Source organism: Pontibacter liquoris, from assembly GCF_022758235.1.
Classification (GTDB): Bacteria; Bacteroidota; Bacteroidia; order Cytophagales; family Hymenobacteraceae; genus Pontibacter; species Pontibacter liquoris.
The window spans coordinates 530528-546157 of the sequence record NZ_JALEBG010000002.1 but is presented as its reverse complement, the minus strand read 5'-3'; the positions used below and the strand labels follow the sequence as shown (position 1 = coordinate 546157).

Annotated in this window: 14 protein-coding genes; 7 read left to right on the top strand and 7 right to left on the bottom strand. The window is 50.2% G+C overall.

Annotated features, from left to right (window positions below):
- The first annotated feature begins 169 nt into the window (after window positions 1–169).
- Together LWL52_RS15685 and recJ are read left to right on the top strand one after the other, a co-directional pair.
- On the top strand, window positions 170–1993 hold the full coding sequence (locus LWL52_RS15685; protein ID WP_242921558.1) for a tetratricopeptide repeat protein: 1824 nt from the start codon (window positions 170–172) through the stop codon (window positions 1991–1993).
- A 760-nt stretch (window positions 1994–2753) separates the two neighbouring features.
- Window positions 2754–4460: a single-stranded-DNA-specific exonuclease RecJ gene (recJ, locus tag LWL52_RS15680; protein WP_242921556.1), complete on the top strand. Its 1707-nt coding sequence runs from the start codon at window positions 2754–2756 to the stop codon at window positions 4458–4460.
- A 160-nt stretch (window positions 4461–4620) separates the two neighbouring features.
- On the opposite strand, the gene LWL52_RS15675 is transcribed toward recJ, so the two are convergent.
- The 3 genes from LWL52_RS15675 to LWL52_RS15665 form a co-directional block, all read right to left on the bottom strand.
- Window positions 4621–6207, bottom strand: a complete 1587-nt coding sequence (locus LWL52_RS15675; RefSeq protein WP_255749763.1) for a M61 family metallopeptidase — start codon at window positions 6205–6207, stop codon at window positions 4621–4623.
- Window positions 6208–6394: 187 nt separating this feature from the next.
- Window positions 6395–6988, bottom strand: a complete 594-nt coding sequence (locus LWL52_RS15670) for a dihydrofolate reductase family protein (RefSeq protein WP_242921552.1) — start codon at window positions 6986–6988, stop codon at window positions 6395–6397.
- Window positions 6989–7199: 211 nt separating this feature from the next.
- Window positions 7200–7661 carry an SRPBCC domain-containing protein gene (locus LWL52_RS15665; RefSeq protein WP_242921550.1) on the bottom strand — a complete coding sequence of 154 codons (462 nt, stop codon included), beginning with the start codon at window positions 7659–7661 and terminating at the stop codon, window positions 7200–7202.
- Between the two features lie 304 nt (window positions 7662–7965).
- On the opposite strand from LWL52_RS15665, the gene LWL52_RS15660 reads away from it, so the two are divergent.
- Both LWL52_RS15660 and LWL52_RS20725 read left to right on the top strand, forming a co-directional pair.
- Window positions 7966–9093: a transposase gene (locus tag LWL52_RS15660; protein ID WP_496197646.1), complete on the top strand. Its 1128-nt coding sequence runs from the start codon at window positions 7966–7968 to the stop codon at window positions 9091–9093.
- 57 nt (window positions 9094–9150) lie between these two features.
- Window positions 9151–9384, top strand: coding sequence for a transposase (locus LWL52_RS20725; protein ID WP_496197645.1), 234 nt, complete (start codon window positions 9151–9153; stop codon window positions 9382–9384).
- Window positions 9385–9474: 90 nt separating this feature from the next.
- Here LWL52_RS20725 and LWL52_RS15655 read toward each other — a convergent pair whose 3' ends face one another.
- The gene (locus LWL52_RS15655) at window positions 9475–9945 is read right to left on the bottom strand and encodes a hypothetical protein (RefSeq protein WP_242921548.1); all 471 of its coding nucleotides are present in this window, start codon (window positions 9943–9945) and stop codon (window positions 9475–9477) included.
- A gap of 334 nt (window positions 9946–10279) precedes the next feature.
- Complete coding sequence (locus LWL52_RS15650) at window positions 10280–11080, bottom strand: glycoside hydrolase family 25 protein (RefSeq protein WP_242921546.1); 801 nt, start codon at window positions 11078–11080, stop codon at window positions 10280–10282.
- Window positions 11081–11276: 196 nt separating this feature from the next.
- On the opposite strand from LWL52_RS15650, the gene lptB reads away from it, so the two are divergent.
- The 3 genes from lptB to LWL52_RS15635 all read left to right on the top strand — a co-directional run bounded on the left by lptB (window position 11277) and on the right by LWL52_RS15635 (window position 13991).
- A complete protein-coding gene (lptB, locus tag LWL52_RS15645; protein ID WP_242921543.1) occupies window positions 11277–12008 on the top strand; it encodes an LPS export ABC transporter ATP-binding protein in 732 nt (243 codons plus the stop codon).
- 44 nt (window positions 12009–12052) lie between these two features.
- Window positions 12053–12289: a four helix bundle protein gene (locus LWL52_RS15640; RefSeq protein WP_242921541.1), complete on the top strand. Its 237-nt coding sequence runs from the start codon at window positions 12053–12055 to the stop codon at window positions 12287–12289.
- 184 nt (window positions 12290–12473) lie between these two features.
- Window positions 12474–13991, top strand: coding sequence for a GH3 auxin-responsive promoter family protein (locus tag LWL52_RS15635; RefSeq protein ID WP_496197644.1), 1518 nt, complete (start codon window positions 12474–12476; stop codon window positions 13989–13991).
- Between the two features lie 180 nt (window positions 13992–14171).
- Here LWL52_RS15635 and LWL52_RS15630 read toward each other — a convergent pair whose 3' ends face one another.
- Window positions 14172–14939, bottom strand: a complete 768-nt coding sequence (locus LWL52_RS15630) for a TIGR00266 family protein (RefSeq protein ID WP_242921536.1) — start codon at window positions 14937–14939, stop codon at window positions 14172–14174.
- A gap of 294 nt (window positions 14940–15233) precedes the next feature.
- Window positions 15234–15602 (bottom strand): hypothetical protein, encoded by a 369-nt coding sequence (locus tag LWL52_RS15625; protein ID WP_242921534.1) that lies wholly within the window; start codon window positions 15600–15602, stop codon window positions 15234–15236.
- Between the last annotated feature and the right edge of the window lie 28 nt (window positions 15603–15630).

The window sequence follows — 15630 nt, the reverse complement described above, 5'->3', positions numbered from 1 at the left end:
TATTTATAACCGGGCAGGCACATCATCTTTGGCTTTGCCAACGTTTTAGGAGAACGAAGTATAAGAAGGGCAGGTAGACTATGGTTGGTTTGATGAACGCCGCCTGCTAAGCTCCAATCTGCCTGAAAAGTCTGGTCCCTTTATCCTGATCCGTGTGCCTATTTATACTATGCTGGTGAAATCATACTATACTTATACTATCCTGCTAACCCTTTTGCTGCTATGTGCCGCACCGGTGGCCCGGGCGCAGACGCAGGACCTGGCACTTGCCCGCGAGTACTTCAGCAAAGGCGACTACAGCAAGGCAGAAGCCATTTACGGCAAGCTGATAGCGGATTCGCGCCTGTTCAGCGAAGTATACCCCGATTACCTGCGCACGCTGCTGGCCCAGCGCAACTACAAAGAAGCCGAGAAGCTGGTAAAGAAAACCATGAAGCGCTACCCCGATATACCCGCCTATGCCGTGGACCTGGGGCGGGTATACCTGGCAGCCGGCGATAAAGACGGCGCCGACAAATACTATAACAAGCTTATCGGGCAGCTCAAACCCGAAGCAGTTATCTCTGTGGCCAGCGCCTTTATGGAGAACGAGCTCTTTGATTATGCCGAGAAAACCTATCTGCAGGGCCGCCAGCTAAGTAAAGATCCGCAGGAGAACACGCACTCGCTTATTGCCCTATACATGTTTCAGCACAAAAGCGAGCGCCTGATCCCAGAGGTGCTCAATCTGCTGGCCCAGGACGAGCAGGAGCTGGGCTATGTGCAGAACATGCTGCAAAATGCTCTTACCGAGGACAAGGACTTTGATGCGCTGGAAAAGGAACTGCTGCTGCGTGTGCAGCAAAACCCGGATCAGCTGGCTATGAGCGAACTGTTGGTGTGGCTCTACATCCAGCGGCGCGATTTTTACAGTGCCATGCTGCAGGCGCGGGCCATTGATAAGCGCACGCACAGCGGCGGCGTACGGGTAATGGAGCTGGGAGCTATCAGTGCCCGCAACAACGACTACCAGGGCGCTATCGAAGCCTTCGAATACATTGTGAAGGAATACCCGGACGGCCCCTACTACCTGATAGCCCGCCAGCGCCTGATAAATGCACGCGAGGAGCAGGTGCAGCATGCCTTTCCGGTGGACCTGCAGAAGGTGCGCAGCCTGGTGGCAGATTATGAAAAGCTGCTGGCCGATGTAGGCCGCAACGACCAGACGGTGGAGGCCCTCCAGCACATGGCCGGCCTGTACGCCTTTTACCTCGATGACAAAGACAAAGCCATTGCGCTGCTGCAGGAAGCCATTAACATGCCGCGGGCAAACCCGGCCGTAGTAGCAGACAGCAAGCTGACCCTGGGCGATATATACCTGCTGAAAGGAGAGCCCTGGGAAAGCACCCTGTTATATGCGCAGGTAGAGAAAGCAAACAAAGACACCCCGATCGGCTACGAAGCCAAACTGCGCAATGCCCGCCTGAGTTATTACAAAGGCGATTTCGAGCTGGCGCAGGCACACCTGGATATCCTGAAATTAGCCACCAGCCGCGAAATTGCCAACGATGCCATGGACCTGAGCCTGCTTATTACCGATAACACCGGCCTGGACACATCCACAGCTGCCATGCAGGACTATGCGGCCATCGACCTGCTCATCTTCCAGAACAAGTTGCCGGAGGCGCTCACGGCCCTGGATAAGATGCTGCAGCAATATCCCGGCCACAGCCTTACCGATGAAATATACTTTCAGAAAGCGAAGATCTATGAGCGGGAGGGTAATTTTGAACAGGCCATTGCCAACCTGCAGAAGATCGTGAGCTTGCCGCAAAGCGATATCCTGAGCGATGATGCGCTCTATAAGATGGCTTATATCTACGAAAACAACCTGAAGGACCCGGAAAAAGCAAAGGAGCTGTACAACCAGTTTCTGATCAAATACCAGGGCAGTGTATACGCCGCCGAAGCCCGCAAGCGCTTCCGGAAGCTACGCGGCGATGTAGTGAATTAAGGTTAATTGATACTTTTACTTAAGTATCAATTAACCTCTGAATTTACCTGGATCATACTTCTATAGCTTTAAGTATGATCAGGTACTTCAAGGTACCCAAGCCTTGTAAAGTCCTGCAAGTATAAGTTCAGGCGGTTGTCATCCCCCTACCCCCTTCAAAGGGGGACATTTTACTTGAATTTTATTTCCTATCCTTTGTTGGGTAATAAGCTTTTAATGCAAGAAATGTCATTCTAAACTGCTCGTGCCGAATGTCCCCCTTTGAAGGGGGTAGGGGGATGATTACTCCTGCTGTTTGCTTCCTGCAAGTATAAGAATTGAGAAGGCACTTAAAGATCGCTCTTCCGGATTTGTAATCCGAAGTATAAATTCCTGCTGTTTGCTTTCTACAAGTATAAGAATTGAAAAGACAGCTAAAGCCGGCGTGTTCATCCTCGTCATACCTGTTTTCAGGTGCCGGAAAAGCCAGCTAAAAAGGCGCGGTTTATAAACCTACACCAACGCTCCGGTACCTGTTTTAGCTGAAGAAGATGAAAAGCAGGAGAACAAAAAGAAGGAAGAACCCATACATGATGAGGTCGAGGGAATAATTTTTATACTTTCTGAAAAGGTCTCTGAATCGTTTCACGGCCAAACCTGTTGTAGAGATACAAAAGTATGAAAAACGGGCTATACTAGAAAGCCGCCCGGCCGGCATTACCCCGGAACCCTGTTTTTAACTACCTTTGCAACCAACATTACGAGTATAGCAGCACAGCATATGGACAAGAGGTGGGAATTAAGCCCGGAAGCACCGGCAGAGGCAGTGGAGCAGTTAGCGCAAAGCCTGAAAATAAGTCCCACGCTTGCCGGTATCATGTGCCAGCGCAACATCTGCACCTTCGAAGAAGCCAAGCACTTTTTCCGCCCCACCCTCGACGATTTGCATGATCCCTTCCTGATGAAGGACATGGACCGCGCCGTAAACCGCCTCAACGAGGCCCTGCATCGCAATGAGAAGATACTTGTGTATGGCGATTATGATGTGGACGGCACCACCTCTGTGGCGCTCATGTATAGCTTCCTGCGGGAGTATACCACCCAGGTAGATTTCTATATCCCGGACAGGTATAAAGAAGGCTACGGCGTATCCTCACAGGGCGTGGACTGGGCAGCGGAAAACGGCTTCTCCCTGATCGTTAGCCTCGACTGCGGTATCAAATCGGCCGATAAGGTGGCTTATGCCAGCGCAAAAGGTATCGACTTTATTATCTGTGACCACCACTTACCCGACGACGATGTGCCGCAGGCCGTGGCCGTGCTGGACCCCAAGCGGGTGGATTGCCCGTATCCTTACAAGGAGCTCTCGGGGTGTGGCGTTGGTTTTAAGCTGATCCAGGCGTTCTGCCAGCAGAACGACATTGCCCCCGACCAAGCTTACAGCTTGCTGGACCTGCTGGTGGTAAGTATAGCGGCCGATATTGTGCCCATCACCGGCGAAAACCGCATCCTGGCTTATTATGGTCTGCAGCTGCTAAACGGTCCCCGACCCATGCGTCCCGGCCTGGACGCCTTAAAAGAACTGGCTGCTATTACCGGCGAAATGGATATCACCAGCATTGTGTTTGGCTTTGCTCCCCGCATCAACGCGGCAGGCCGCATGGGCGACGCCAAGAACTCGGTACACATGCTGCTGGCTAAAACCAAAGAGGAGGCTATTAAAACGGCCGATATCATCAACGAATCCAACAAAGCCCGCCGCGACAAAGACACCAACATTACCAAAGAGGCACTGCAGATGATCGAGGAAGATGATTTTCTGCGCTCGGCCAACTCAACAGTGCTTTACAAGGAGAGCTGGCACAAAGGCGTGATCGGCATTGTGGCTTCCCGCTGCATCGAAAAATACTACCGCCCCACCATTATCCTGACGCACTCCAATGGCAAAGCGTCCGGCTCGGCCCGTTCGGTGCATGGCTTTAACGTGCATAACGCCATCGAGAGCTGCTCTGATCTGCTCGAGCAATTTGGCGGGCACATGTATGCCGCCGGCCTCACCCTGCCCATCGAGAATGTGCCTGCCTTCCGGGAGCGCTTTGAGCAGGTAGTGAGCGCCACCATTACCGACGACCAGAAGATTCCGCAGATCGAAATAGACGCGCCGATTCAGCTCAGCCAGATTACCCGCAACTTTTATAACATCATCCGGCAGATGGAGCCCTTTGGACCGGGTAACATGCGGCCTGTGTTTGTGTCGGAGTGCGTATATGATACCGGCAGCCTGCGTGTGGTGGGCGACTCACACCTGAAGCTGCGCCTCACGCAGGACGGCTTCTACAGCATCGATGCCATCGGTTTTGGCCTCAGCGATTATTACCATCGTATTTCCAAAGGCATTCCGTTTGATGTATGCTTTACGGTAGAGGAAAATATCTACCGCGGCGTGATTTCGCTGCAGCTGCGCATCAAGGACATCCGGATAAAGTAGCAGGGGGAAGATTTAACGGGCGTTTGCGAAGGCTGAAAGTTCATGGAACATCCGGCCAAGCAAGATGCCGTGAACAGCTGAAGGATATCAGTAAACCGCCGCTGGTGCTAAATACCTTTATTATGGTTCGGGTGTAGGTATAAGCTGTTTTCCTGATCGTTTACTTCCCTAGCCACGCTTGTAAAAGAGCTAACTGGCCGGCATCTGCTTTGTCTGTTCTGTTGATGGTAAATTTTCTTTTTCCGGTTTGCAAATTTGTATCTTCTTCCAGCTTCAGGCCCGCAGGAGAGAGGAATGTATTGTAGTCGATTTCTTTTGCGGTATAAACATACTCAAAGACCGGTGTTAAGGATGTCCCTGCTATCGTTTCGCATGCCTGCTGAAATTCAGCATCAGTAAACCCGCGCTGTAGTTCTTTATAATAGCGCCAGTACAATAGCCTGAAGACATCATCCAGGGACTTCTTGTTTTCTGTCGCGTTCCGAATCGCAAAGTCCAGCAGCATTCCGATAACAGGTCCCTTATCATAATAAGATATGGATTTGTTGGCATCTGCTCCCTGTTTCCCGAAGGGGCCATCGCCCCAGGTCTCGAAGCTGGCTTGCGTGAGGGATTGATGAAGGCGACCGGGGTTGTTTTCTATCGTGTTGATATTATTCTCGAAGTTTGTAAGCAGCGTTTGTTCATCTATTAACCCGGCTCTTTTTACAATTAAATACTCATAGTAAACAGATAATCCTTCGCTCACCCAGAGTAGGTTGGTCTTGTTTTCTTTGTCATAGTTAAAAGGCCCCAGTTCAAAGGGCCTGATGCGCTTTACATTGTAATGATGAAAATATTCATGCGCCAGAAAATTCATCATCCGGTTCATGCCGCTTTCGGTGTTTAGTTCTTTGCCATCAAAGCTTACAGTGGTGTTATTCAAATGCTCAATACCGCCCCGACCCGGGCCAATGCCGATAAAGGTATACTGTTTGTAAGGCACGTCGCCAATAACTGCTACTGCAGCTTCTACCACTTTCTTCAGGTTGTTGATGAACCGGGTACGGTCAAAATCCCCCATTTTGTAGCCGATAAAACGGTGCTCGATCCCATTTACAGTAAAGGAGGGCAGCTCTTCCAGGTTTCCGATCAGTATGGGGCTGTCGTAGAGGATATCAAAGTCGGGCGCCATAAATTCATTTGTTTTGCCTGCTACCGGCGCAAGGCCTGTCGCTATTTTAGGCCATTGTTTTCCGTGGTTTATTTTTACCATAACCGGGGTATTTATATGGCCATTTACATAGAAGAACAACCCCGTAGGCACGATGTAGGCATGAGTGCTGTCTAGGTAACTGGTTGCTACAAATTCCCTGTCCGCTTTTACCTTGTAACGTAGCTTAAAGGGCTTGTTCTTTTTAACAACAACCTGCCACGTGTTGTCATTCAGGTTCTTTGCAACCAAGCGCTTCCCTTTATTATCCACTGCTGAAAAGCCCTCCACGGCTTTGGCATAATCCATTATCTGGTAGTAACCTGGCATCCATTTCGGCATCTTAAAATCAATGGTATCTTCATCCCAGCCGCTGCAATGTAGTTCCACATGAAAATAATGGGAAGCAGGATCGGGCATCGAAACAGTATATTGAAGCGTTTGCTTCGTTTTTTTAGCGTAAGCCGAATTGTTTGCAGCACAAATAAGGCTTAGGAGCAAAAAGGAAATGAAACGCAATAAACCTTGATCGAACTTAAGTGGAAGACCTTTCATGTGCAGGGTGCTTATTTTCCCGAAAAGATAATGATGTATTTTAAACAAATGCTAAGTAAAAGAAGCGAATGCATATTGCTGCCCTGGCGGAAGGCTGTGTTCTGCCAGGGCAGAAATACGATGCCAGCAGTTTAGGCTTTTCGTGGTAGCGTAAGGGCCCCTATGTCACCGCCTTTGCTTTATTCCCTTAAGCGCTAACGGTACCAGTCTTCACTTCTCCGGCGCGCTTGTAATTGGCAATAATGACGCCGGTTGATGTAATTAAACTTTCTGTTAAGGTAAACGCCGCCGGCATGATGCCCTCTCCAAACAGCTTTTTCCCGTTACCAAGCGTTACCGGGAAAATTTTAAGACAAAGCTCGTCCACAAGGTCATGTTCGAGAAGTGTGTGCACAAACTCGCCGCTGCCCCATACCTGCAGGTCTGAGCCTTCTGAGCTTTTGAGTTTTTCGATGTCAGCCACACTTTCAAGGAAAACGGAATTTTCCCAATCTGCCTTTTTCATGGTTCCGGACATGACGTATTTGGTAACATCATTGATGCCCGGCCATTCAGTTGCACGGGTTGGCCAGTAGCTGGCAAAAATCTCAAATGTTTTTCTGCCCAGAAGAAGATCGGCAGGTTTCATTTGTTTTTCCAGCGCTTTCCCGAAATCTTCGTCGCCATAAGGTGCCGTCCAGCCGCCATACTTAAAACCGCCTGATGTGTCTTCCTCAGGTCCGCCAGGGGCTTGCATTACCCCATCCAGGGTAATAAATTCCAACACAATTATTTTTCTCATAGTTTTTTCTTGATGTATAGTTCATTAATAATACTCGTTCCAGTGCTGTGTTGCCATAGCATGCACGAGCCGTTTACAAGCCTGGCGAAAGTATGGCATTGGAAAATTACCTGGTTGGCCTTTCCAAAAAGCCAAATCGAATTACGAATGTTGAGTTTATACTTGCCCGCTGGGTTAAACCAATGGCTTCGGTAGTGATTCGTTCACCAGGTTAATCTTCGGCCACATAACGGGCTAATTTTTCGAGTGATTGTTCTGTTCCGGTTTCATTGTCTTTCGGGTCTATACCTACCGGAATGTTTCTAAAAACGATCGTTACTTTTGTTGCGTTGTTTGCAGCTCCTTCTAATAAGACTTCCATTGTCATTTCGTCTGCAAACCCAGGGTTGTCTGACCTGAAATGAATGGTCTGGACAATCTTTTCATAGGGTTTAAGTTCGACAAACGTTGCATAAAAACGATCTTCGTTCTCTGACGTCTTACCGGCCGTTTCGCTGTCAAGGTAGAAAAGCGACATACTGTAACCTCCACCCACTTTTAAGTCGAAGTTGTGAATTTTTCCAACCATATTGGTTGGAGCAAGCCAACCTTCTAAAGCGTTCCTGTCTGTAAAAGCGGTATAAATCTTATGCTTGGTTGCCCGAATGATTTTTGAATTTGTAGTGGTGGCCATAAGCATGCTTCCTTGTTTTCCGGGATGTGAAACTGAAACGATTGCCTTTCCGTGCTGTTTGCCGGAAGGCAGCCTAGGCCCCTTTCCACCGCCAGTTGTTCATAGCTGCCTTGCTTTAAAGTATGCCATCAGCTTATAAAATTAGGTAAGGAACAATTGCCCTTAGCTTTACATAATTGTGTGGGTGTGTTATGATCTAACGTACTGGGCTATGGGATGGCGTAGCTAACCTATAGGTGTGGTGCTTGTTGCACAACCTATTGAAGATAGGCGTAAAAGCAGATAGTACCAAATCTTTGATGGAATGCAGGGCAGGAAAACTTTCGAGGACGAGCGGGAGCTGCGCTTCTCGCTCTCGGCACATGTGCCGGAGCATAACTTTTACCGGCAGCTCAAGCACAGGCTGGACCTGGAGTTCCTCTACAAACTGACCCAGCCCTACTACGGCCGCTGCGGCCAACACTCAATTGATCCCGTAGTCTTCTTCAAGCTCTGCCTAGTGGGTCACCTGGAGAACATTGTATCAGACAGAAAAATCATCGAGCACTGCAGCCTGAGGCTGGATCTGTTTGAGGAGGTCTTCACGCGCGTGCTTGCCCTGTGCGTGGAGGCGGGCATGGTCTCGGGCCACACCCAAGTCATTGATTCTGCTTTGATCAAAGCCAACGCCTCCATGGACTCGCTGGAGTTGAAGGTGCCCCGCCAGGAGTTGGTCGACCACCTGGAGCGGGTCAGGGCCATGAGCCCGGCTGACCGCAAGGCCATGCGCGACAAGGCAAGCCAGCAGCAACGCACCCTCACCGCCAGCCGCGACGAGCTGCAGGAGATCCGGGCCCGCAACATAAAGTGGGGCCAGGATCAGCACCCCGGGGCCAGCAACAAGAACAGCCGCTTCACCTCTAATAAGACCCACTACTCGCCCGTAGACCCGAGCGCCAGAATAGCCGTCAAGCCCGGCAAGGCCCGCAAGCTCTGCTACCTGATGCAACTCTCAGTAGATGCTTCCCGCCACGTGATTACCCATGTGCAAGCGGACCATGCTGACCGTAAAGACAGCCTGTGCCTGCCAGCTCTGCTCGGTGGGCTTACTCAGAGGCTACAGCTCCTAAACCTGCGCTGCAGCACCCTGCTGGCCGACACCGGCTACTCCTCTGGGGAGAACTACGCTTTCCTGGAACAGACGGGCATTACGGCCTTCATCCCGCCCCACGGCACTTACAAAGGCGGCCCCGAAGGCTTTGCCTACCAACAGGAGGGTGACTACTGGCTATGCCCGGAGGGCAAAAAGGTGACTTTCCGCAACGTGCTGGTAGAGAAGAAAAACAACAACAGGAAGAGGACCTACTACACCACCCGCAAGGATTGCAGGGACTGTCCCTTGAAAGAGAGGTGCATCGGTCACCTGCACGTCAAAAAGATAGAAGTCACCTAATACCGTGACGAGTACGAAAGGGTCATCACCCGCCTGAATAGCCGCTGGGGCCGGCGCATGAAACGCCTGCGGCAGGCTACGGTGGAGCCGGTGCTGGGCACGCTCCTCAACTTCCTGGGCATGCGCAAAATCAACACCAGGGGTTTGAAGCTGGCCCAAAAAGGGATGCTGCTGGCAGCGGCAGCCTACAACCTGCAGAAATTGCTGCGCTTTATCCCAAAAAGAAGCCAAATAGCCCTCATGGCCCTGCCTAGGCCGGAGCAGAGGCTGCTTTTACTGTTATTTTTGTAGAAGAAAAGGGGGCGGTCCTAAAAAATAATAGGGAGCAGGAGTTACTGGAGAGTTGTGCAACAGCTACTGTGGTTAGCGCTTGTTTTATTTTCAGCAACCACACTCTCCGTATAACTCTTTTACCAACTCTTTCGCACCCTTTGCCTTGACTCTCATTGTGCCTTTTTGCTGCCAAGTCTCTTCTTCCTGCCCAACCTGCTTATAATCAAGTATAACTTCATAACCTTCAGAAGTCCAAGTTGTGATGTAATGCTCATCTGACACTTTTTGAGAATTACTCAAGATAAACTTTTTCAAATCTCCATTGATAGAGATAAAGGCATTCCCTTGGTAGTCGTCAACATAAATATACTTCCTACTCTCAAAATCATTCTTACTGTTAGAGAAGGAACACAAGCAACCTTCTATTTCTGGTGGGAATTCCGAGAATGTATCAATATTTATTCCTGCATTCGTTGACGCGTTATCTTCTTTTAAAGATGGTTTGCTACCTGTACAGGAAGACAAGCATACAGAAAGTATAAAAAGAAAGATAGAATATGCTTTTAACGAAGAACTCATACTTTCTATTTGCTATAACTATAGTATATCCGCCACTATGATGCTTATCTGCCTTATGTGTGTAAGTAGGCTATCCGAATTTCAAGCTTTTTACAGGCACTTGATATTGCTTCTTCCTTCTATATAGCTAATTAAATATAAGAACTTTCCTGGTATTTACAGCTTCCTTTACCAAGGGTTAAGTATGGCCTCGCCTTAAAAGAAAGAAAATACCCAGCCTATACTTACCGGAAAGCCCCCGCTGCAACAGGCACAGCGGGGGCTTTCCGGTAAGTATAGAACCTTATAATTAGAAGTAGTCGAACAGCGCTTCAGTGCAGGTATAGGCCAGGCCTTATGGCTGTGGCTGGATGTATTTCATCTGCTTCAACGGGCTTTCCTGGGCCACTACAAACTCGGGCATGCACAGCTGCGATAAAGTTTCCCAGTCGCCGGCAAAGAAGTTGATATCCACGGCAGAGTTAATGCCCGAAATGGAGCCGCTGTCGGTGTATTGCCAAAACTTCCAGGAGTCGGTGGCGTGAATTTCGGGCTGCGCATCGCTGTAGCGGGCAATCCAGAAATGGTATTCCGGGAAGTGGCCCTGCAGCCAGCGGCGGTAATAGTTCTGGCTGGTATAAATGATGGGCCTTACGCCGTAATACTGCGTAATGGACTCCAGCCAGATGCGGATGTTCTGGCGCAGCTGCTCCCCGCTCATGTGCGGTTCGGATACTTCCACATCCAGTACCGGCGGCAGGTCGCCGGGCTCCAGCGTTACGGTGTTTTTAAAGAGGGCGATCTGCCCCTCTACCGGTGCTTCGGGTTTAAAGAAATGGTACGCACCGCGCTTAATGCCCAGGCGCTTGGTTTCTTCCCAGTTACGGGCAAAATAGGGGTCCAGCCGGAAATCTCCCTGTGTGGCCTTTACAAAAGCAAACGACACATCCGAATTCTTTACCTGTACCCAGTCGATCTCTTTCTGCCACCGCGATACATCCACGCCTTTTATAACGACCTCGTTGCGCTTCTCGGTTGTGTTTTTAACAGGATCGTCGGCCTTCACCTCCTCCGGCAGGCCAAGCATGCCGGCATACAGGAGCAAGCCCATCGAAAGTACTTTTTGAGAAGCAGAAAAGAGTATTGTTACTAGCATAGACAAGGGTATAAGAAATCGAAATACAAACTATTGATTTAAAATTTTTAAAGCAATAGCATAACGTTACATTCATAAAGATTATGAGATGGGTTAAAATATAAATTGCATTATATTTAAGTGCCTGTGGGTCAGGTAGTGGTGCCAAAAGGGGCAGGCATTGCACGAGGCAGCTTTAATGTGTAATTTAGCAGCGATGATACTACGAGCAGAGCACTTATTTAAAAAATATAAATCACGCGCCGTTGTAAACGATGTCAGCGTGGAGGTGAACCAGGGCGAGATTGTGGGCTTACTAGGCCCCAACGGTGCCGGTAAAACCACATCTTTCTATATGATCGTGGGCCTGGTAAAGCCTAACAGCGGCAGGATCTTTCTGGATACCGAGGATATTACCAACCTGCCTATGTACCAGCGCGCCAAGCGCGGCGTGGGCTACCTGGCGCAGGAGGCATCGGTTTTCCGGCAGCTTACTGTAGAGGAGAACATCCTGTCGGTGCTGGAGATGACCAAAATGACCAAGAAAGAGCAGATCCAGAAAGTGGAAGACCTGCTGGAAGAGTTCTCGCTGACGCATGTGCGTAAAAACAAGGGCATTGTGCTGAGTGGTGGGGAGCGCCGCCGCACCGAAATTGCCCGCGCCCTGGCCGTGGACCCCAAGTTTGTGCTGCTCGATGAGCCTTTTGCCGGTGTAGACCCCATTGCCGTGGAAGAGATCCAGAGCATTGTAGCCAAGCTCAAGAGCAAGAATATTGGTATCCTCATTACCGACCACAACGTAAACGAAACGCTTTCTATCACCGACCGCGCCTACCTGCTGTTCGAGGGCAAGATTCTGAAAGCGGGCAGCGCTGAAGAACTGGCTGCCGATGAGCAGGTAAGACGTGTATACCTGGGCAAGCACTTTGAGCTGAAGCGGAAAATCTGATTGCTCGTTGTGAATTGTTGATTGATTTCTCGTACTGGATGTTTATGGAAGAACGAAAGCATCTGCGACTGAATGATATTGATGTTTATAAAGCAGCGTTCAACCTGAGTAACTATATATGGTTCCGGGCGGAGCGCTGGGATTATTTTGCAAAAAATACAATTGGTATTCAGTATGTTAAGGCTATCGATAGTATATCCGCCAACATTGCAGAAGGCTTTGGTCGTTATGGGAAAAAGGAGAAGGTACAGTTTTTTAGATATGCCCGACGCTCCGTATAGGAGTGCCTCGACTGGAATGAGAAGTGTAAAGTCAGAATGCTGCTGAATCAGGAAGAGCATGCCTATGTCTTATCTGTACTGCAGAAGTTACCCAAGATGGTCAACGCGCTGATAAAAGTGACGAATGACAATCTTACCGTATAGCTTACAAACAATCAACAACCAGCAACCAGCAATAACCACCTTGGAGATATTCAATTCAATAGTAACGTGGGTCATGAAGAAGCGGATCCATCAGATCGATCTGTTTCGCAAGTACCCGCATGAGGTGCAGGAAGAGCTTTTTCAGAACCTGATCAGCACGGCCAAAGGCACTGAATGGGGCAGCAAGTATGATTATGCCAGCATCAGCACGGTGCGCGAGTTTCAGGAGCGTGTGCCTGTAAATACCTACGAAGACCTTTACCCTTACATTGAGCGCGTAATAAAAGGAGAGCAGAACCTGCTGTGGCCCAGCAAGGTCGAGTGGTTTGCCAAATCGTCGGGCACCACCAATGCCCGCAGCAAGTATATCCCGGTCACGCCCGAGTCGCTGGAAGACTGCCATTACAAGGGCGGCAAAGACATGCTCTCGATCTATGTGAACCTCTATCCCGAAACAAAGCTTTTCGCGGGCAAAGGGCTCTCCATTGGCGGCAGCCACCGGCCCAGCGAGCTGAATGCGAAGATGTCGTGTGGCGACGTGTCGGCGGTGATCATGCAAAACCTGCCCATCTGGGCCGAAGCCATGCGCACCCCGCCGCTAAAAGTGGCCCTGATGGATAACTGGGAAGAGAAGATAGAGAAGATGGTGGAGCTGACGGTGCCTGAAAATGTGACCAGCATGAGCGGCGTGCCTACCTGGACCTACCTGCTGTTGAAACGCATCCTGGAGGTAACCGGCAAAAACAACATCCTGGAAGTATGGCCCAACATGGAGCTTTTTACCCACGGTGCCGTGGCTTTTGGCCCTTACCGGGAATTGTTCCGCGAGCTGATCCCCTCTGATAAAATGAACTACCTGGAAGTATACAATGCTTCGGAGGGCTTCTTTGGCATTCAGGACCAGATCGGAACGGAAGATGAAATGCTGCTGATGCTGGACTATGGCGTATACTATGAGTTTATACCCATGGATCAGTTTGAGGAGGAGCAGCCCCGAACGCTGACGCTGGACCAGGTGGAACTGGGCAAAAGCTATGCCCTGGTGATCTCGACCAACGCCGGGTTGTGGCGCTATAAGATTGGCGACACGGTACGTTTTACGAGCCTTAATCCTTACCGCATTAAAATATCGGGCCGCACCAAGCACTTCATCAATGCCTTTGGCGAGGAAGTGATTGTAGAGAATGCCGAAGCAGCCGTGACCAAGGCCAGCAAAGCCACCGGCGCTGTGATCACGAACTTCACAGCAGCGCCCGTTTACATGGAAAGCGGCAAGCGCGGCAGCCATGAGTGGCTGATCGAATTTGAACAGGCTCCCGACAGCCTGGAGCGCTTTACGCAGGTACTCGACGAGTCGTTGCGCGACATTAACTCCGACTACGATGCCAAGCGCCAAAACGATATTGCCCTGCAGCAGCCCAAAGTACATGCGGCTCCGAAAGGCACTTTTGTGAGCTGGCTGCGCCACAAAGGCAAGCTGGGCGGCCAGAACAAAATACCGCGCCTGAGCAACTCCCGCGAATACCTGGAGGAAATCATGGAGGTCAATGGACTTTAGGGCATTTTGAGCCTCGGGGTCTGCGTTCCGAGTTGATAGGAATGCCTATTAAAGCAGAAGCCCCGGCAACGTATACTTGCCGGGGCTTCTGCTTTATAGTTCATCCTTGCAGGTATAACCTGCCGGGGAAAGTCGATAGAAGTATAAAATTCGTAATTGGGAACGCAGCGACTAACCGCCCTACTCCAGGAAGCTGCTCATAAAGCCGCCTTCCTTGTTGGCGTTGGCGCCGGCTGGCATCAGGGCTTCGATCAGCTTCTTTACCGGCATCGACTGCAGCCACACGCGGCCCGTGCCCCGCAAAGTAGCCAGAAAGATCCCTTCGCCGCCAAATATCATCGATTTAAGGCCGCCGGCGCGTTGCACACTAAAATCAATGCCTTCTTCAAACGCTACCACGCAGCCTGTGTCTACGCGCAGGGTCTGGTTGTTGAGCTGCTTTTCTACTACGGTGCCACCAGCGTGCACAAAGGCCAGCCCGTCGCCCTGCATTTTCTGAAGTATAAAGCCTTCTCCCCCGAAAACACCGGAGCCCAGCCGCTGGTTGAAATGGATAGAGAGCTTGGTGCCCAGCGCTGCCGCCAGAAAAGCATCTTTTTGCGTGATCAGGCTGTTGTTGCGCGTCGTACCCAAGTCAATAGGCAGAATGGTGCCGGGGTAAGGGGCCGAAAAAGCTACCCGGCTTTTGCCGTAGCCCTGGTGTGTGAAGTGCGTCATAAACAGCGATTCGCCCGTGATCATGCGCGAGCCTGCCGAAACAAGCTTACCCAGGAACCCTTGGTTTGGGTTAGAGCCGTCGCCCATCTTGGTCTGGAAGTCGATGCCTTCCTCCATGTACACCATAGCGCCAGCCTCGGCAATTACGGTTTCGTTGGGGTCCAGCTCAATTTCCAACACCTGTATGTCGTTGCCAAAAATTTTGTAATCGATGTCGTGAGAGTTTCTCATAGTATAAGATCTGGTTGCTGACAGAAATATAAAGCAAAAGATTTATACTTCATACTTGCTCAGGGACGCTCCGGCCTTCTACTGGCTTATTCTGGCGCAAGCGTCCGCTTGTGCCTTATACTTACTGCGTATTATACTTTATCTAAGCTATCCCACTGGTAAGTATAAAAACCATTGCCCTCTCTGAATAGTACGGAGGCGTTAAAGGAAGTATAAGCCTGCTGTGCCCGGCAGCTACAAGGCACAAGCGCACGCTTGCTCCAGGACAGGGGAGTTGGAGAGCCGTCCGAAAGGTTACTCTTCTTCCTCCTCGTCCGGGGTTGCTTTTCCGCCTTTCTTGCGCCGGGCCTTGGGCAGGGTACTGTCGTTCTCCTCATCCGATACCGCCGTGGTATTGCGCACAAAATCTTCGTCTGTCTCTTCCGTTTCTTCGCCTTCCTCAATGTGGTATTCCTCTTCCTCGCGCTTGGCTTTCTCAGCGGCATCGCGCTTCAGCAGCTTTTTGTCGTCCACGTTGTCGTTCAGGAAATCATTGATGCGGTCGATGCTATAGTTGGAGATGATCTCGCCGTGCTCGTTCACTTTTATCTCGAAGCCTTCCAGGTCCTTGTGCACCCGCGATTTCTTCTTGCCGCTTTTGTTCTCGTTCTTATTCTTAGCCATAGTTTCCTCTGTTATACTTCTGTTATAT